Origin of the sequence: Mycolicibacter virginiensis (assembly GCF_022374935.2) — a bacterium.
GTDB lineage: Bacteria > Actinomycetota > Actinomycetes > Mycobacteriales > Mycobacteriaceae > Mycobacterium > Mycobacterium virginiense.
Genome location: NZ_CP092430.2, coordinates 1,281,412 through 1,299,367 on the forward strand (window position 1 = coordinate 1,281,412; position 17,956 = coordinate 1,299,367).

General features: G+C 67.3%; 17 protein-coding genes and 1 riboswitch. Of the genes, 10 read left to right on the forward strand and 7 right to left on the reverse strand.

Annotated elements, in window-relative coordinates; all coding sequences use genetic code 11:
- Nucleotides 1–183: 183 nt before the first annotated feature.
- The 3 genes from MJO54_RS06385 to MJO54_RS06395 form a co-directional block, all read right to left on the reverse strand.
- Complete coding sequence (locus MJO54_RS06385) at nt 184–1,074, reverse strand: mycobacterial-type methylenetetrahydrofolate reductase (RefSeq protein WP_240175762.1); 891 nt, start codon at nt 1,072–1,074, stop codon at nt 184–186.
- 73 nt (nt 1,075–1,147) lie between these two features.
- Nucleotides 1,148–3,442: a 5-methyltetrahydropteroyltriglutamate--homocysteine S-methyltransferase gene (gene metE / locus MJO54_RS06390; protein WP_396877507.1), complete on the reverse strand. Its 2,295-nt coding sequence runs from the start codon at nt 3,440–3,442 to the stop codon at nt 1,148–1,150.
- A 121-nt stretch (nt 3,443–3,563) separates the two neighbouring features.
- Nucleotides 3,564–3,777: riboswitch (cobalamin riboswitch) on the reverse strand.
- A gap of 44 nt (nt 3,778–3,821) precedes the next feature.
- Nucleotides 3,822–4,481 (reverse strand): SDR family oxidoreductase, encoded by a 660-nt coding sequence (locus MJO54_RS06395; protein WP_105294506.1) that lies wholly within the window; start codon nt 4,479–4,481, stop codon nt 3,822–3,824.
- Between the two features lie 107 nt (nt 4,482–4,588).
- Between MJO54_RS06395 and MJO54_RS06400 the strand changes: the two genes are divergently transcribed.
- The 4 genes from MJO54_RS06400 (at nt 4,589) to MJO54_RS06415 (ending at nt 7,860) form a co-directional block, all read left to right on the forward strand.
- Nucleotides 4,589–5,734, forward strand: a complete 1,146-nt coding sequence (locus tag MJO54_RS06400; protein WP_046284413.1) for a thiolase family protein — start codon at nt 4,589–4,591, stop codon at nt 5,732–5,734.
- 14 nt (nt 5,735–5,748) lie between these two features.
- Nucleotides 5,749–6,537: a crotonase/enoyl-CoA hydratase family protein gene (locus MJO54_RS06405; RefSeq protein WP_240175763.1), complete on the forward strand. Its 789-nt coding sequence runs from the start codon at nt 5,749–5,751 to the stop codon at nt 6,535–6,537.
- 5 nt (nt 6,538–6,542) lie between these two features.
- The gene (locus MJO54_RS06410) at nt 6,543–7,061 is read left to right on the forward strand and encodes a gamma carbonic anhydrase family protein (RefSeq protein ID WP_065153677.1); all 519 of its coding nucleotides are present in this window, start codon (nt 6,543–6,545) and stop codon (nt 7,059–7,061) included.
- 79 nt (nt 7,062–7,140) lie between these two features.
- Entirely contained in the window at nt 7,141–7,860 is a 720-nt protein-coding gene (locus MJO54_RS06415) for a CPBP family intramembrane glutamic endopeptidase (RefSeq protein WP_105294507.1), read from the forward strand.
- A 9-nt stretch (nt 7,861–7,869) separates the two neighbouring features.
- Here the strand turns inward: MJO54_RS06415 and MJO54_RS06420 are convergent, their stop codons facing one another.
- Nucleotides 7,870–8,679 (reverse strand): enoyl-CoA hydratase, encoded by an 810-nt coding sequence (locus tag MJO54_RS06420; protein ID WP_105294508.1) that lies wholly within the window; start codon nt 8,677–8,679, stop codon nt 7,870–7,872.
- A 51-nt stretch (nt 8,680–8,730) separates the two neighbouring features.
- Here MJO54_RS06420 and MJO54_RS06425 point away from each other — a divergent pair, with 51 nt between their 5' ends.
- The 3 genes from MJO54_RS06425 to MJO54_RS06435 are packed head-to-tail and all read left to right on the forward strand — an operon-like array spanning nt 8,731 to nt 11,650.
- Nucleotides 8,731–9,816 (forward strand): CaiB/BaiF CoA transferase family protein, encoded by a 1,086-nt coding sequence (locus tag MJO54_RS06425; protein ID WP_046284419.1) that lies wholly within the window; start codon nt 8,731–8,733, stop codon nt 9,814–9,816.
- 42 nt (nt 9,817–9,858) lie between these two features.
- Complete coding sequence (locus MJO54_RS06430; protein WP_065153648.1) at nt 9,859–10,611, forward strand: 3-hydroxyacyl-CoA dehydrogenase; 753 nt, start codon at nt 9,859–9,861, stop codon at nt 10,609–10,611.
- A 40-nt stretch (nt 10,612–10,651) separates the two neighbouring features.
- Complete coding sequence (locus tag MJO54_RS06435; RefSeq protein ID WP_046284408.1) at nt 10,652–11,650, forward strand: NAD(P)H-dependent flavin oxidoreductase; 999 nt, start codon at nt 10,652–10,654, stop codon at nt 11,648–11,650.
- A gap of 134 nt (nt 11,651–11,784) precedes the next feature.
- Here MJO54_RS06435 and MJO54_RS06440 read toward each other — a convergent pair whose 3' ends face one another.
- From MJO54_RS06440 to MJO54_RS06450, 3 genes are read right to left on the reverse strand one after another with little or no spacing between them, the layout of a single operon-like run.
- A complete protein-coding gene (locus MJO54_RS06440; protein WP_240175764.1) occupies nt 11,785–12,741 on the reverse strand; it encodes a fumarylacetoacetate hydrolase family protein in 957 nt (318 codons plus the stop codon).
- Nucleotides 12,738–13,844 (reverse strand): VOC family protein, encoded by a 1,107-nt coding sequence (locus MJO54_RS06445; RefSeq protein WP_105294510.1) that lies wholly within the window; start codon nt 13,842–13,844, stop codon nt 12,738–12,740. Before MJO54_RS06445 ends, MJO54_RS06440 begins: the two co-directional genes overlap by 4 nt.
- Nucleotides 13,841–14,473: a TetR/AcrR family transcriptional regulator gene (locus MJO54_RS06450; protein ID WP_046284405.1), complete on the reverse strand. Its 633-nt coding sequence runs from the start codon at nt 14,471–14,473 to the stop codon at nt 13,841–13,843. Before MJO54_RS06450 ends, MJO54_RS06445 begins: the two co-directional genes overlap by 4 nt.
- 93 nt (nt 14,474–14,566) lie before the next feature.
- Between MJO54_RS06450 and MJO54_RS06455 the strand changes: the two genes are divergently transcribed.
- Genes MJO54_RS06455 through MJO54_RS06465 form a run of 3 tightly spaced genes read left to right on the forward strand, consistent with a single transcriptional unit; the run spans nt 14,567 to nt 17,954 of the window.
- A complete protein-coding gene (locus MJO54_RS06455; protein ID WP_105294511.1) occupies nt 14,567–16,093 on the forward strand; it encodes a bifunctional 3-(3-hydroxy-phenyl)propionate/3-hydroxycinnamic acid hydroxylase in 1,527 nt (508 codons plus the stop codon).
- Entirely contained in the window at nt 16,090–16,959 is an 870-nt protein-coding gene (locus MJO54_RS06460; RefSeq protein WP_046284403.1) for an alpha/beta fold hydrolase, read from the forward strand. The genes MJO54_RS06455 and MJO54_RS06460 overlap by 4 nt, the downstream gene beginning before the upstream one ends.
- Nucleotides 16,956–17,954 carry a VOC family protein gene (locus MJO54_RS06465; protein WP_105294512.1) on the forward strand — a complete coding sequence of 333 codons (999 nt, stop codon included), beginning with the start codon at nt 16,956–16,958 and terminating at the stop codon, nt 17,952–17,954. The genes MJO54_RS06460 and MJO54_RS06465 overlap by 4 nt, the downstream gene beginning before the upstream one ends.
- Nucleotides 17,955–17,956: the final 2 nt, after the last annotated feature.

Genomic DNA, 17,956 nt, shown 5'->3' on the forward strand with positions numbered 1-17,956 from the left:
CGCCGTATTGACGACCATTCACATCCGCCACAGGTGTGGCGGGTAGGAACTACTCCCCTTCACGCTCGAAGGTAGGTCCGGTAGGCGGCGACCAGCTGAACGCCGACGAGACCCCACTTGAAATGCCGGTGAATTACTGCCATTTCCAACAGATCTGGCGGCGCCGGCACGGCTGTTGCCGGTTTACGCGTGCGGCGACCAGTAGGCGAGCATCTCGGCGAAGGTGTCGAATGCCGGTCTCGAAATGCCGTAGGGAGCCTCGAAGTGCAGGCTCAACGGGTAGCCCAACTCGGCCACGCCGTCGATGACCCGCTTGTACAGATCGAGCAGCTGCCGGCGTTTGGCGTCGGGTTCGCCTGCGGCCAGAGTCCGGACGAAGGCCTGTTCGGCGGCGACGGCCTCGTTGCCCGGATCCTGAATCAACCAATCGACCAGCCCGACCTTGCTCTCCATCTTTGGCACGAAGCCGAACGACAACAGGACCTCGGGCCGGTGATCACTGACGTTCTTGAAGTCGCGAAGGAATCCGACAATCGCGTCCGAGTAGAGCAGCTGCGTCATCCCGAAGGTGGCACCCCGGTCACATTTGAAGTCGAAGCGTTCGCGCTCGCCGTCCCGGGTCGGGATGAGGATGACGCCCCGGTTGTCGACGAGATCGTCGAACTTCGACAGCGCGTCGGTGGGTGCGACGCCGCCGCCCTCACCGTCGTTCAGCGTGCGGGGGACACCGACGAAGATGATTCCGTCGAACCCGGCCTGGCGCAGGCCTACCAGTCGCGTCCGCAGCGCCGCCTCGTCGAGGAATGCGGTCACCTGCGTGCACAGTCCACGTACGCCGGGCAGTTCGGGACGGATTGTCGACCAGAATTCCGGGACATCGAGTTTGGGTTTCATCTCGATCGGCCGATCGTCGTCCTCGGGGATCAGCCCGGGGATCATGACGTGACCGATCCGGCCCGCGATACCCGCTTGGTCCGAGAGCTGCAGGACCTTGTAGGCCTCTTCGCGGGCGTGCTCACACCCACGATCGGTGTTGGGCGGCACCAATTCCAGTGCGATGGTGTTCAACGGCACCAGGGGACTCCGTTCTCATGGAAAGGACATGTTGCGCCCCAGAAATGGCTCTGGGGCGCAACATGTCAGACGGTCACAGGCCGGTGCGGGCTTCCTTGGCCGCGGCAACCATATGGGCCAGCGATGCCGTCACCTCGTCGGGCTTGCGCGTCTTGAGACCGCAGTCGGGGTTCACCCAGAGGCGTTGCGCCGGAACAGCATCCAGCGCCTCGCGCAGCGAAGCAGCCATCTCGTCGGCGCTCGGCACGCGTGGCGAGTGGATGTCGTAGACACCCGGTCCCACCCCGTTGGAGAAGCCGATCGCGTTCAGGTCGTCGAGCACCTCCATGTGCGAGCGCGCCGCCTCGATCGAGGTGACGTCGGCATCCAGGTCGGCGATCGCACCGATCACCTCGCCGAACTCCGAGTAGCACAGGTGGGTGTGGATCTGCGTCGCGTCGGAGATGCCCGAGGTGGACATCCGGAACGAACCGACCGCCCAATCCAGGTAGGCCGCCTTGTCGGCGTCGCGCACCGGCAACAGCTCGCGCAGGGCGGGCTCGTCGACCTGGATCACCGCGATGCCGGCGGACTCCAGATCCACCGTCTCCTCACGGATCGCCAGCGCCACTTGGTAGGCGGTGTGGGCCAGCGGCTGGTCGTCACGGACGAACGACCAGGCCAGGATGGTCACCGGACCGGTGAGCATGCCCTTGACCGGCTTGTCGGTCAGCGACTGGGCGTAGGTGGCCCAATCAACTGTCATCGGCTTGGGCCGCGTCACGTCGCCGAACAGCACCGGCGGGCGCACGCAGCGACTGCCGTAGGACTGCACCCAGCCGTTGCTGGTGGCGAAGAAGCCCTCGAGCTGCTCGGCGAAGTACTGCACCATGTCGTTGCGTTCCGGTTCGCCGTGCACCAGCACGTCGAGCCCGAGGTCCTCCTGCAACTTGATGACGGCGGCGACCTCCGCCTTCATCCGGTCGGTGTACTCCGCTTCGTTGATCTCCCCGGCCACCAGGGCCGCGCGGGCCTTGCGGATCTCCACGGTCTGCGGGAACGAACCGATGGTGGTGGTCGGCAGCGGCGGCAGGTGCAGCCGCTCGTCCTGGGCGGCGCGGCGTGCCTCGGCCGAACCGCGCTGGATACCGGCCGCCCGGATCTCGGCGATCTGGGCGCGCAGCGCCGCGTTGTTCAGTCGCGGGTCGGACTTGCGGGAGGCGACCGCGGCGTTGGACGCGGCGATCTCCGCGGCGACCGCGTCCCGGCCCTCACGCAGGGCGCGGGCCAGGGTGGCCACCTCGGTCACCTTCTCGGCGCCGAACGCCAGCCAGCTGCGCAGTGCGTCGTCCAGGCCGGTCTCGGGCTCCAGCGAGTAGGGCACGTGCAGCGTCGAGCACGACGTAGAGACAGCCACCGCCCCGGCGGGGCCCAGCAGTGACGCCAACTTGGCCAGCGCGGCCTGCAGGTCGGTGCGCCAGATGTTGCGGCCGTCGACGATCCCGGCGACCAGAATCTTGGAGGCCAGTTGGGGGACCGATGCGATAGCGGTGTTGGGCCCGTAGACCAGGTCCACACCGATCGCCTCGACCGGGGTGTTGGCCAGCGCGGGCAGCCCGGCGCCGGGGTCACCGAAGTAGGTGGCCACGAAGATCGCCGGCCGGTTGCTCAGCCCGCCGAGGCGGCTGTACACCTGCTCGGCCAGGGCCGGGGCGTCCGCGGAGATATCGGTCACCAGCACCGGCTCGTCGATCTGCACCCATTCCGCGCCGGCGTCGGCCAGTTTGGCCAGCAGCTCGGCGTACACGTCGGTCAGCTCTTCGAGACGCGAGATCGGCGCCGGCGCACCGCCGACGGCCTTACTGAGCAACAGGAACGTGACCGGGCCGATGATCACCGGTCGGGCCACGTTTCCGCCGAAGCCCTGCTCCTTGGCCTCGGCGAGCTCGGAGAGCACCTTGGCGGGGTTGAGGGAGAACGTCGTGTCCGGGCCGATCTCCGGAACGATGTAGTGGTAGTTGGTGTCGAACCACTTCGTCATCTCCAGCGGAGCGATCTCGGCGTTGCCGCGGGCGGCGGCGAAGTAGCGGTCGAGCTCGTCGGCGACGCCGGCCACCCGGGCCGGGAGTGCCCCCAGCAGTACCGCGGTGTCGAGCATCTGGTCGTAGTAGGAGAACGTGTTCACCGGTACCGAGTCGAGCCCCGCGGCGGCCAGTTGAGCCCAGGTGTCCCGGCGCAGGCCAGCGGCCACCTTCTTCAGCTCGTCCTGGCCGATCCTTCCGGCCCAGTAGCTTTCGGTGGCGCGCTTGAGTTCGCGGCGCGGTCCGATTCGCGGTGAGCCGAGAACGGTGGCGGTAAAAGGTTGAACGGTCACGATTTGATCCTTCAATCGACGAGGGTGGGTCAACGCCAGCAGCCGCCCAGCTGATCCGGTCCCGTGCCTATATATAAAGCACTATAACCCTCAAAACCAGACGCCTATTCCGCGAGGCGTTGATCCGCCGGGCGCGGCGCGCCCAGCACAACGGGCAGGTATTCGGACTCGCAGGCGCGCACCGAGGTGCACCTAATGGCCGTCGCTTCCCAGTCGGTGGGCTAACCCGTGACCAGTGCTTATGACGGCGGTCGTTCCTGCATACCGCTGCGGGACAGTCCCGGATTCTCACCGGGTTCCCTCTTGCGCTCCACGGAAAACTGCGTAAACTGCGGTGCGCTCGATGCCGAGGCCGCCTGGCGGCGACAACGGCAAACCAGTTGCGTGATCGAGATTACTCGGCTCGACCGGCCGCGAGTGCCTCCGGGATCGGGGTCTGGCCGTCGTTGAACTCGACGGTGCGGCCGATAGTCGACTTGTCGGCCAGGCAGGCCGCGATCGTCAACGCGACGTTGCCGCGAGAGACCTGGCCTTTAGCCGTGTCGGGACCGACGGCGATTTTGCCGGTAGCCGGGTCGAGAGACAGCCGGCTGGGGCCCAGCACCGTCCAGTCCAGGTCGCTGGCGCGTAGGTGGGCGTCGGCGGCGGCCTTGGCCTGCGCGTACGGATAAAACGGATCGGCTTCGGGAACGCCGTGATCGGGGCCCGCGCCGAAGTAGGACACCATCACGAAGCGCCGCACACCGGCTTTCGCGGCGGCGTCGATGCTGCGAATGGCGGCGTCACGGTCGACGGCGTAGGTGCGTGCCGGGTTTCCGCCGCCGGCGCCGGCGGAGAACACCACCGCGTCGTGGTCTGCCATGAGTCGGGCGAGACCGTCGGTGTCGAGCTGCTCGATGTCGGCCACCACCGGGACCGCACCGGTGACCGCGACCTCTTCGGCGTGGTCGGGGTTGCGGAACACCGAACTGACTTGATCGCCGCGGGCGGCGAGGATGGGGGCCAGCAGCAGGGCAATCTTGCCGTGGCCGCCGATGATCACGATGCGTGCCATGGATCCGACGGTACGCGGGAGCCCCCGGAGTGACCCCCGCTGACGCCGGCCGAGCGCGCCCGTCGACAATCGAGGCAACAAGACCCCGAATTGATAAAGGAGCACCCATGGCTGAAGCCGTCATCGTCGAAGCGGTGCGCGCGCCGATCGGCAAGCGCAACGGCGGACTGTCCGGGGTACACCCGGCCGAGCTGTCCGCCCAGGTGCTCAACGGGCTGGTCAACCGGGCAGGCGTGGACCCGGCGCTGGTCGACGACGTGATCTGGGGCTGTGTCATGCAGGCCGGTGAGCAGGCCCTGGACATCGGCCGCACGGCGGTGCTGAGCGCGGGCTGGCCGGAGACGGTGCCGGCGGTGACCGTGGACCGCCAGTGTGGCTCCAGCCAGCAGTCGGTGCACTTTGCCGCCGCCGGTGTGGTCGCCGGACACTACGACGTCGTGGTCGCCGGCGGCGTCGAGTCGATGTCGCGTACCCCGATGGGCTCCTCGCTGGCCAACGGTGGCCGTCCGTACGGGGACTCCTTCAAGGCGCGCTACAGCCAGACCCCCAACCAGGGCATCGGTGCGGAGATGATGGCCACCAAGTGGGGCCTGAGCCGTACCGCGCTCGACGAGTTCGCGCTGGCATCGCACGAAAAGGCCGGTGCCGCACAGGACGCCGGCGCGTTCAAGGACGAGATCGTCTCGATCACGGACCCCGAGGGCAACGTCATCAGCGAGGATGAGGGCATCCGCCGCGGTACTACCCTGGAGAAGATGGCCCAGCTCAAGCCCGCTTTCAAGGAGGACGGCGTGATCCACGCCGGTAACTCCAGCCAGATCTCCGACGGCTCGGCGGCGCTGCTGTTCATGTCGGCGGCCAAGGCGCGCGAACTGGGCCTGACCCCGCTGGCCCGGGTGCACACCGCGACGCTGGCCGGTGCCGACCCGGTGATGATGCTGTCCGCGCCGATCCCGGCGACCCAGAAGGCGCTGCAGCGCTCCGGCCTGAGCATCGACGACATCGGGGTGTTCGAGGTCAACGAGGCCTTCGCCCCGGTGCCCATGGCTTGGCTCGCCGAACTCGGTGCCGACCCGAAGAAGCTCAACCCCAACGGCGGTGCGATCGCGCTGGGTCACCCGCTCGGCGGCTCCGGTGCCCGGATCATGACCACCATGCTTTACCACATGCGCGCCAACGGAATTCGCTACGGACTGCAGACCATGTGCGAAGGCGGCGGCCAGGCCAACGCGACCATCCTGGAGCTGCTGTGAGTACTGGTGCTGCTGTGAGTGACGCGGCCGTTCTGGTAGAGCGGCGCGGGAACGTCCTGCTGATCACGATCAACCGGCCCGACGCCCGTAATGCGATCAACGGCGCCGTCAGTGCCGGCATCGGCGACGCCTTGGCGCAGGCTCAAGACGACGATGAGGTGCGCGCGGTAGTGCTCACCGGAGCCGGCGACAAGTCGTTCAGTGCCGGAGCCGACCTCAAGGCGATCGCCAACCGGGAGAACATCTACCACCCCGAACACCCGGAGTGGGGTTTCGCCGGCTTCGTGCAGCACTTCATCGACAAGCCCGTCATCGCGGCGGTCAACGGCACCGCGCTGGGCGGCGGCACCGAGATCGCGCTGGCCAGCGACCTGGTGATCGCCGAGCAGCGCGCCCAATTCGGGCTGCCCGAGGTCAAGCGCGGTCTGATCGCCGGTGCCGGCGGGGTGTTCCGCATCATCGATCAGCTGCCCCGCAAAGTTGCCCTGGAGCTGCTCTACACCGGGGAGCCCATCTCGGCGGCCGACGCGGCCCGCTGGGGACTGGTCAACCGGGTGGTCGAGGACGGCGGAGCGCTGGAGGCAGCACTTGAGTTGGCCGAACGGATCACCGTCAACGCGCCGTTGTCGGTGCGGGCCAGCAAGCGGATCGCCTACGGCGTCGACGACGGCGCCATCCCCGGCGAAGTGGACGGTTGGGCTCGCACCGGCCGGGAGTTCTCCGCTGTGCTGCGGTCCGAGGACGCCAAGGAGGGCCCCCGGGCGTTCGCCGAGAAGCGCGCACCAGTGTGGAAGGCGCGTTGAGCGGCGTGCCCGAGCCGCTTCTCATCTCCATCCGCGGGCGCGCCCCGCAGCTACACCCGGAGTCCTGGGTGGCGCCCAACGCCAGCCTGATCGGCCAGGTCAGCCTGGCCGCTCGGGCCAGCGTCTGGTACTCGGCGACACTGCGCGCCGAGGTCGAGCCGATCGAGATCGGGATCGACACCAACATCCAGGACGGCGTGACCGTCCACGTCGACAAGGAGTTCCCCTGCCGAGTGGGGGCGCACGTCAGCGTCGGGCACAACGCGGTGCTGCACGGTTGCACCATTGAGGACGACTGCCTGATCGGCATGGGAGCGATCGTCCTCAATGGCGCCGTGGTGGGGGCGGGCTCGCTGGTCGCGGCCGGTGCCGTCATCCCGCAGGGGATGGTGGTGCCGCCGCGGTCACTGGTGTCGGGGGTGCCGGGACGGGTGCGGCGCGACCTGAGCGAGGCCGAGGTCCGTAACAATCGGCACAATGCCGCGGCATACCGGCGCTTGATCGAAGTCCATCGAGCGAACTAACGCATTCGGGCCACCGGCCGCCGTTTCGCCGCTACGTTTTAGGGACGTTGCACAACCCGCCGCTGAGGGGACGTCCTGCATGACCCAGATCAGTCCAACCCGCCCCGGCCTGCTGCGTGAGATCACCGACATCATGACCAAGGTCGCCCTGCCCTATCACGAGCCACGGGCAGTGGTGCAGCGGCGGCGTGCCGTCGTCGGAGTGGTCGTGGTGATCGGCGCCGCGGTACTGGCCGCCATGCACAGCAAACTTCCAGGCGATGCGGCGTTCTACTGGCTGTCGCTGGTGTTGGCGGTGGTCTGGACGGTGGGGGCGGTGGTGGCCGGCCCGCTGCACCTGGGCGTGTTGCGGTTCCGCGGACGCAACGAGCGGCCGGTGTTCACCGGTACCGGTGTGGGCCTGGTGCTCGGCGGGGTGTTCCTGCTGGGCGGGCTTGCGGTACAAGACATTCCGCCGATGGCCGATCAGGTGGTCGCGATCTTGGCCTACACCACCGAAGTCTCCTGGCGGCTGGTGGTGCTGATCGCCCTGGTCAACGCGATCGCCGAGGAGTTGTTCTTCCGCGGCGCACTGTTCAGTGCGTTCGGTCGCCGGTCCCCGCTGGTGTTTTCCACCCTGCTCTACGTCGCGGCGATGATGGCCGCGGGCAACCTCATGGTGGGGGTGGCCGCGCTGGTGCTCGGTACCGTCTGCGCCCTCGAGCGCCGCGCTACCGGTGGAGTGCTGGCTCCGGTGCTGACCCACCTGGTGTGGGGGCTGGTGATGGTGCTGGCGCTACCCCCGATCTTCGGGATGTAGGCACCGATCTCAGGAGTCGGTGAAATTGGGGGAGCGCCGCTCCTGAAAGGCGCGGGCGCCCTCACGGAAGTCGTGGGCGTTCAACAGGATTGACTGCCCGACGTATTCGCGGTCCAGGGTGGCATCCAGCTCGGTCAGGGTCGCAGTGTTGATGGCGTGCTTGGTCTTGGCGAACGCCGCGGCGGGGCCGGCCAGCAAGTCGGCCAGCAGCTTGTCCACCTCGGCGTCGAACTGCTCGGCCTGGTACACCGCGCTGATCAGGCCCCATTCCAGGGCGTCGGCGGCCGACAGTCGTTCGGCCAGCAGCGCCAACCGCATGGCGCGGGTCCGGCCCACGGCCGCGGCAACCAGTGCGGAGGCGCCACCGTCGGGCATCAGCCCAATCTTGGTGAATGCCAACAGGAAAAAGGCCTTGTCCGAGGCCACGATCAGGTCGCAGGCCAGCGCCAGCGACACACCGATACCGGCCGCCGGGCCCTGCACGACGGCCACCACCGGCCGCGGCAACGCGACGATCGCCCGGATCGCACGATTGGCCTCGACGATGATCTCGGTTGCCAGTTCATCGGTTGCATCTTCGGCACTGATCCCGGCGCCGGAGCAGAAGCCGCGCCCCGCCCCGCCGAACCGCACCGCGCGCACCCGCGGGTCGCGCCCGGCGGCTTCCATGGCGTCGGCGATACCGGCCAGCACTGACGTGGTTACCGAGTTGAGGCTCTCGGGGCGGTCGATGGTCACCGAGAGCACCCCGTCGGTCAAGGTGACGGACACGCCCGCCACCGGGGCCAGGGTGTCGATGCCGGAGTCGATTGCAGTCATGGCCCTCACCCTAGGATGCACATCACACAGGCACACGACGAGGAGGCAGATATGGCGGGACCACTGGCGGGGCTGCGGGTCATCGAACTGGCCGGGATCGGACCGGGACCGCACGCAGCGATGATCCTCGGCGACCTGGGCGCTGACGTGGTCCGCGTGGAGCGACCGCCGAAATTCGGTGGCGGGGCCAGCAAGGACACCATGCTGCGCAACCGGCGCTCGGTGACCGCCGACCTGAAGTCGCCGGAGGGCCGCGACCTGGTGCTGCAGCTGGTCGCCAAGGCCGATGTGCTGATCGAGGGTTTCCGGCCGGGCGTCACCGAGCGACTCGGTCTGGGCCCGGAGGACTGCGCCAAGGTCAACGAGCGGCTGATCTACGGCCGGATGACCGGCTGGGGACAGACCGGCCCGCGCGCCCAACAGGCCGGCCACGACATCAACTACATCTCGCTGAACGGCACCTTGCACTCCGTCGGCCGCAAGGGGGAGCGCCCCGTGCCGCCGCTGAACCTGACCGGTGACTTCGGCGGTGGGTCGATGTTCCTGCTGGTCGGCATCCTGTCCGCGCTGTGGGAGCTGCAGCGTTCCGGCAAGGGCCAGGTGATCGATGCGGCGATGGTCGACGGGGCCAGCGTGCTCTCGGCGATGATGTGGAGCTTCCGCTCGCAGGGGCTGTGGAGCGACGAGCGTGGTGTCAACATGCTCGACACCGGTGCGCCCTACTACGACACCTACGAATGTGCCGACGGCAAGTACGTGTCCGTCGGCTCGATCGAGCCGCAGTTCTACGCCGAACTGCTGGCCAAGCTGGAGCTGGACCCCGCCGAGTTGCCGGCGCAGAACGACGTCAGTGGTTGGCCGGTGCTGCGGGAGAAGCTGACCGCGGCGTTCGCCGCCCACGACCGGGACCACTGGGCCAAGGTGTTCGCCACCTCCGATGCCTGCGTGGCGCCGGTGTTGGCCTTCAACGAGGTGCAGGCAGATTCGCACATCACCGAGCGCGACACGTTCTACGACGTCGACGGTTACTTGCAGCCGATGCCGGCGCCGCGGTTCTCCCGCAGCGTTCCCGACGTCCCGACGCCGCCTGCCGTTCTGGGAGCCGACAACGAGTCCATCCTGAGCGACTGGGTATAGTCCCGACCAACCAGACGGTTGGGATTGAGAGGGGCCAAGAGAGTGCAGATCAAGGACGCGGTAGCCGTTGTCACCGGCGGTGCCTCCGGGTTGGGACTGGCGACGGCCAAACGCCTGCTGGATGCGGGTGGCCAGGTCGTGGTGATCGACCTCAAGGGCGAGGACGTGGTCTCCGAGCTCGGTGACCGGGCTCGCTTCGTGGAAGCCAACGTGGCCGACCCCGAGGCGGTCGGCGCGGCCCTGGACGTCGCGGAATCTCTTGGCCCCGTGCGGATCAACGTCAACTGTGCCGGAATCGGCAACGCGATCAAGACGCTGAGCAAGGACGGCGCCTTCCCGCTGGATGCCTTCAGCAAGATCATCCAGGTCAACCTGATCGGCACGTTCAACGTGCTGCGGCTCTCGGCCGAGCGGATCGCCAAGACCGAGCCGATCAACGGCGAGCGTGGCGTCATCATCAACACCGCGTCCGTCGCGGCGTTCGAGGGCCAGATCGGGCAGGCCGCCTACTCGGCGTCCAAGGGCGGCGTGGTCGGTATGACGCTGCCGATCGCCCGTGACCTGTCGCGTGAACTGATCCGGGTCTGCACCATCGCTCCGGGCCTGTTCAAGACGCCGCTGCTGGGCTCGCTGCCCGAGGAGGCGCAGAAGTCGCTGGGTGCGCAGGTGCCTCACCCGTCGCGGCTCGGTGACCCCGACGAGTACGGCGCCCTGGCCGAGCACATCATCAACAACCCGATGCTCAACGGCGAGGTCATCCGCCTCGACGGTGCCATCCGGATGGCACCCCGATGAGCGGTTGCGCGAAGAGCATCAAGCAGAGCTAGGAGTCCTTATGGCCATTACAACGAAGTTCACCGAGACGTTCGGGGTCGAGCACCCCATCGCCCAGGGCGGCATGCAATGGGTGGGTCGCGCGGAGCTGGTGGCGGCGGTCGCCAACGCCGGAGCGCTGGGTTTCCTCACCGCGCTCACCCAGCCGACGCCGGCCGACCTGGCCAACGAGATCGCCAAGACCCGGGATCTCACCGACAAGCCGTTCGGGGTCAACCTGACCATCCTGCCGGCGATCAACCCGCCGCCCTACGACGAGTACCGCCAGGTCATCGTCGACGCCGGCATCAAGATCGTCGAGACCGCCGGCTCCAACCCGGCGCCGCACCTGCCGATGTTTCACGACAACGGAATCAAGGTGCTGCACAAGTGCACCTCGGTGCGGCACGCGGTCAAGGCGCAGAGCCTGGGCGTGGACGGCATCAGCATCGACGGCTTCGAATGCGCCGGTCACCCGGGTGAGGACGACATCCCGGGCCTGGTGCTGATCCCGGCTGCCGCGGCGCAGATCGAGATCCCGATGATCGCCTCCGGCGGTTTCGCCGACGCCCGCGGCTTGGTCGCGGCGCTGGCTCTGGGCGCCGACGGCGTCAACATGGGCTCGAGGTTCATGTGCACCGTGGAGTCCTGCATCCACCAAAACGTCAAGGAAGCCATCGTCGCCGGCGACGAGCGCGGCACCGAGCTGATCTTCCGGTCGCTGCACAACACCGCTCGGGTGGCCAGCAACGCGGTGTCCCGCGAGGTCGTGGAGATCCTCAAGAACGGCGGTCAGTTCCCCGACGTCCAAGAGCTGGTGGCCGGTGTGCGCGGTCGCCGCGTCTTCGACGAAGGCGATGTCGACGCCGGGATCTGGACGGTGGGCACCGCGATGGGACTCATCAACGACATCCCGACCGTCGACGAACTGGTGTCGCGGATGGTGTCCGAAGCCGAGGAGATCATCCTTGGACGCCTGGGCAGCATGGTCGAGGACGAGGACGAGGAGAACGTCGCCTAGTCGTGTTTAGGCCGTCGGCCTGACGCTTTACCTGCGCCGAACGTGCATCTGGTGCGAAGATCCCGCAGATTTTCCGCACTGGTTGCACGTTCGGCGTTGTCGTTCAACGACACTGGGGGTCGCAGCCCTTTGCGTTATCGGCCGGCTGCCGCGGCGGCGTAGCGCACGGTGTTGCGTTGGGTGCCCAAGTCGATCGCACCGTCATCGGTTGCCACGCCGGCCTCGACGATGTCGCCGTCGCGCAGGTAGCGGGGATTGCCGGCCTGCCGCTTGAAGAAGGCCTTCCACTTCAGTGCCGGCGGCAGCAAGGAGCCCAGGATCTCGATCGGCTTGGGTGGGGCGCTGAGCGCGGTGCCGGCCGGGGTGCCGGTCAGGATCAGATCTCCGGGCGTGAGATTCTGAAACCGAGTCAGGCTCTGCAGGGCTTGCAGGGGCCGATACAGCATGTCGCCGTCCACAGTGCTGTCCTGCCGAATCTCGCCGTTGACCGCCAGGCGAAGGCGCAACTGCCCGAAACGTGCCCAGTCTGCGGCGCCGAGCAGCACCAGCGCCGGGCCGACCGGGGTGAATCCGGGGTAGGACTTGGCCTCGTAGAACTGGGTCTGCGGCAGTTGGACGTCGCGGGCCGACACGTCGTTGGTGACCACCAGGCCGGCGATCAGCTGCGGCAGGTCGGCCTCGGAAATCGTTGCACCGACCGGGATGTCACGAGCTATGACCAGGCCGATCTCGACCTCGTAGTCGAGCAGGCGGACATGGCTGGGCTTGACCACGTCGTCGAACGGGCCGGTGATCGACGCGGAGGACTTGCGGAAGAAGGTCAGCGGCACCGACGCCGGGTTCATGCCGGCGTCTTTGATATGCGAGACGAAGTTGGTCATCTGGGCGATCACCCGGCACGGCGCTGTCACCGGGGAAAGCAGGGCAAGGCCCTCGACCGGGACGACGTCGTGACTGCTCGCAGCGGCTTCGATGGCGGCCCGATCGGCCAACAGCGCCCCGGTGGTGGTGGCGCGTGTGTCGATCCGGGCGGCTCCGGCCGGGGTGCGCACCCACCAGCCCTCGGCGGTGCGAAGTACGGAAACGGTCATGAGGAGGCAACTTTCAGTAGGCCGGCCAGACGGCGGACGTCGAACTCGTTGTCGCCGCGCAATGCGGCCAGGATCGCGCTCGCCTCATGGGGCGCCGTGCGCACCTCGGTGCCGAGGAAGTTCTTGCTGGCTGGCGGTCCCCACTGAGCCAGCCCGGACGCGGTGAAGGGCGCCCAGCCTGGTTCCACGGTGTTGTCGAACATGTCACCGTCGGTGAAGTGTTCCACCAGAAAACCTTCGGGGTCACGCCAGTAGTCAAAGATCTGGCTGCCCTGGATATGTCGGCCGACTCCCCAAGACCGTTGATATCCCATGTCTTTGAGGTACTCGCCGCCGGCGGCCAGCGCGTCGAGGTCGCAGACCTGGTACGCCGAATGCATATAGCGGTCGGCTGGGCCCAGTGCGATCGCCAGGGTGTGGTGGTCGGCCGGGGTGCTGCCCCGGTCGCAACGGATGAAGCTCATGGTCGGTCCACGATCGCGCTGCCCGGGGAAGTACTGAAAGTCGCTGACGATCATCCCGAGGGTGTCCAGGTACCAGTTGAGCGTCTGAAGGTATCGGGTGCTTTGCAGTACCAGGTGTCCGAGGCGTTGCACGATCGCCGGTGAGCGCGGGGGGCGCTGGGGGGCGTTGACTCTCTGCAGATCGCGGCCGAAGTTCAAGCTCTGCGGGGTTTGCGCCGGTAGGGCGTCGAGCTGGTGGGTGGACGATACGACCCGAACGCTCAGGCCGTTGGGATCGAGCAGGTCGACGCTCGCCCCACCGAGTGATTCCGGCAGCGGGGTGATGCGGCCGTCGGTCGCGGATGCCAACCGAGTCAGATCCGCCGTGTCTTGTGCGCGAAACGCCATGCCGTGAAAACGGTTTCGGCTCCCGCGTCGGATGATCACGCACGGTTCGGCGGCGTCCGTGCCGCGTAGGTGCAGTTCCCGCTCGGTCTGCAGTGCGGTGGCGAACCCGAATGCGTGGGCAAACTCCTCGGCTCGCGCCAGGTCGGGCTTTTCGAACTCCAGCCACGCCAGGTCCGCGACTTTGATGATCGGCTGGGTTGACCTACCGACGTGTTCACCTCGGTGCGCCCCCTGGGTGCTGTGCAGAGTCATTGTCCGGCGTTCTCGGCGAGCAGGCGCAGCGCGGTGCTGTAGAGGGCATTGGCGTGCATATCGAACATCTCGATGAGGTCCACGGCGGCGTCGTCGACTTCGTTGGCGATGAACAGGCCGTCAGCGCCCGCGATCGCATAGGTGACCAGCTGACGCATCTGGGTCTCGGTGAGCCCCGGGGTGAGTTCGCTCAGCGTCTGGGTCAGCGCAACGGCCGTCTGGGTGCGGGCCTGGATGAACATCGCCCGCGCTCGCGCCTCGATGGGCCGGCGTTCCAGTGCCAGCATCAGTCCGAGTCGGATGAAGTCCGGTGATTCCAGTAGGGCCTTGGCGATCTGCATCGCCAACCCCTGAACTCGCTCGTGTGCCGTGCCGTCGTCGGGGACCCGCCAGGCGTTGAGCCAGCTGGCGAAGCTGCGTTCGATGACGGCGGCGATCAGGTCGTCCTTGTTCTTGAAGTGCCAATAGATCGAGCTGGCGGGCAGCTCGCACTTAGCGCTGACCAGGGCGATGCTGGTGCCTTCGTAGCCGCGCTCGGCGGCGATCTCGGAGGCGGCGTCGAGGATGCGCTCACGGGACAGCTCGCCGTCAACCCGTTTGCGCCGCTGCGGCTGGGATGTTGTCGCCATCGGGCCTCTCTTCGGGTCTTGACTCTGTAGTGATCGCTACATTACCGTAGCGATCACTACAGGACAAGTTTTTCGGAGTCGAGAGCGGGCATCGTGACGACAGACACCTATGACGTGGCGGTTATCGGCTACGGGCCAACCGGCGCCACCGCCGCGAACCTCTTGGGTCGACTCGGTCTCAAAGTGCTTGTCGTCGAACGTGATCCCGATATTTACGGGCGTGCGCGGGCGATCTCCACCGACGACGAGGTCATGCGGATCTGGCAGTCCGTCGGCCTGGCGGAGCGGCTGCAGCAAGACATGCTGCCGGATCGGCCGCTGAACTTCGTCGACGCCAAGGGGGTGCCTTTCATCGATCTGAAAATCGAACCCCGCGGGGCCGGGCATCCGCCTCAACAGTTCCTCTACCAGCCCGCGGTCGATCGCGTGCTACGCGAGGGCGTGCAGCGGTTCGCCGACGTCGACATCCTCCTGGAACACGAATGCTTGCGGGTGCTGCCGAGAGACAACGAGGTCGAGCTCATGCTGGCCGACCTGCGCAGCGACACGATCAAGCGAGTGCGGGCGTCGTACGTGATTGCGGCCGACGGCGGGTCGTCGCCCACTCGTGGACAGTTGGGCGTCGGTTACGCCGGGCGGACATACAGCGAACGGTGGGTTGTCATCGACACCAAGGTGCTTAACACCTGGGACGGCTATGACCGGCTGCGGTTCCACTGCAACCCGGCCCGCCCCACCGTCGACTGCCCCACACCACTGGGTCACCATCGCTGGGAGTACCCGGCGCGTGATTGCGAAGACGAGCGGACACTGCTCGACGAGACCGCGATCTGGAAGGTGCTGGAAGACCAGGGCATCACCCCCGAGCACGTCAAGATTCTGCGGGCGGTGATCTACAGCCACCACGTCCGGACCGCTGACCGCTGGCGGGTGGGACGGATATTCCTGGCCGGCGACGCCGCCCACGCCATGCCGCCCTGGATCGGCCAGGGCATGTCCGCCGGAGTGCGTGACGCGGCCAATCTGTGCTGGAAACTCGCGGCCGTCATCAACGGCCAGGCCCAGGAGTCGCTGCTCGACTCCTATCAAACCGAGCGCAAGCCGCACGTCACCGAAACCACCCGCCGGGCATGCATGGTGGGACGAATCATCACCGAACGCAGCCCGGCCCTCGCCGCCGTTCGCAACCATGTCTTGCGCGCCCTGTCGCGGATACCCGGGCTGAATACCAGGTCCCAGAAACTGATGTGGATTCCCGACGCCCGATACGCCGACGGGTTCTTCGCCGCCGGCGGGCGCCGCGCGATCGGATGGCAGATCCCCCAACCGTGGGTGACCGACGACCAGGGCGCGACCGTTCGACTCGATGACATCCTCGGCGGACGATGGGCGATCGTGCACACCGGTGCGCTGCCTGCGGGCACCACCGCGTGGACTGAGCTGGGCGTGCCGGCGATCCGTGTCGACGAACCGTCCTTGCTGCACTGGCTGCGAGCCAAGAAGGCGAGCGTCGTCGTCCTGCGCCCCGACGGATTCGTCTATGCCGCAGCCAAATCCGGAGAGTCCCTCCCGGCGCCGCCCGCAGGGCTCGCCCCAATCACGACTGGAGTCACCGCATGACCACCGCATTGACCGAACACACTGTCACCGTCGCCGGAAAACCGATCTTCTTTGCCGAAGCGGGAGCCGGACCTGCGGTGGTGCTGCTGCACGGCGGGGGACCGGGCGCCTCCGGAGTGTCCAACTACGCCCGCAACATCGACGCACTGGCGCAGCACTTCCGGGTCATCGTCCCGGACATGCCCGGCTACGGCCGCTCGGTCAAGGAGGTGGATCAGCGCGACCCCTTCGGCTGCCTCGCCGACATGATCCGCGGCCTGCTCGACGAACTCGGGCTCGACACCGCACATCTGGTCGGTAACTCCTACGGCGGGGCGTGCGCGCTGCGGCTGGCCCTGGACACTCCGGCACGCGTCGGGAAGCTGGTGCTGATGGGCCCCGGCGGGATCGGGACCACCCGCGGTGCACCGACCGCCGGGCTGAAAACCCTGTTGGCCTACTACGGCGGCGACGGCCCCAGCCGCGACAAACTCGCCAGCTTCATCCGCACCTACTTGGTCTACGACGGCGCCGCGGTCCCCGACGACCTGATCGACCTGCGCTACGCCGCCTCCATCGACCCGGAGGTGGTTGCTAACCCGCCGCTGCGCCGGCCGTCGGGACCGACGGCGCTGCGCACGCTGTGGCGGATGGACCTCACCCGCGACAGCCGGCTTGCAGACCTGCAAACACCGGCCCTGGTGCTCTGGGGCCGCGACGACAAGGTCAACAAGCCTGCCGGGGGGCCGATGCTGCTCAACCTGATGCCCAACGCCGAGCTGGTGATGACGTCGCGTACTGGCCACTGGATGCAGTGGGAACGTGCCGAGCTGTTCAACCGCCTGGTCACCGAATTCCTCGGCAAGCCCTCGGTGTTCGAGCAATGATCTTCGGCAAAGTTCACCTCGGCTATGTGGTCGTCGAGACCGCCAAGTTCGCCGACTGGCGGCGCTTCGGCTGCGACGCCGTCGGCATGCACGTGGACGAAACCCTGCCCGACGTCATGCGCTTCCGCCTCGACAACCACGACTGCCGGTTCCTGCTGCAGCGCGGCCCCGCCGAGGACGTCACCGCCCTGGGGTGGGAACTCGACGACCATGGCAGCTTCGAGGAGATCCTCTCTCGGGTCACCGGGCATGGCGTCCCGATCACCGAGGGGACCGCGGAGCAGGCCGCGCTGCGCGGCGTCGAACGACTGGTGCGGTTTCCCGGCCCCAACGGGTTGACCCAGGAGATCTTCGTCCGGGCCTCGACCAGCCCCTCGCCGCTGAACATGCGGGTAGGCGGCGGATTCGTCACCGGAGGCGCCGGGATTGGGCACGTCGCGATCACGACGACAAAGCCGCATCGGGTACGCGGCTACTTCAACACCGTCTTCGACGCCCGCCTCAGCGATCTCATCGACGAAACGATCAGCGGCCTGAAGTTCAAGATCCGATTCCTGCGGGTCAACCAGCGGCATCACTCGGTGGCGATCGCCGCGGTGAATCGGCTGCCGATCAACCCGATCCGCACACGTATCCAGCACCTCAACATTCAGGTCGCCGACCTCGACGACATGACCGCCTCCTACCAACGCGTCAAGGAACTTGGCTTCGACATGGCGCTGGGGGTCGGACAGCACACGAATGACCGCGAACTGTCCTACTACGCGAGGACCCCGTCGGGTTTCGAGTGGGAAGTGGGCTGGAACCCCATCGTCGTCGACGAGAACACCTGGGAGCCGACGACCCATCAGGGCATCAGCATCTGGGGGCACACTCCAGAGGGGCAGACCATCATCGGCAAGCTCGCACAGTTCAAGGCCGCGGCAGCGTCGCTACGGCACCGCGAAGACACGGTCGTGGCCCTGTCCGGGGCCGGCATCCCCGACAGTCAATGAGG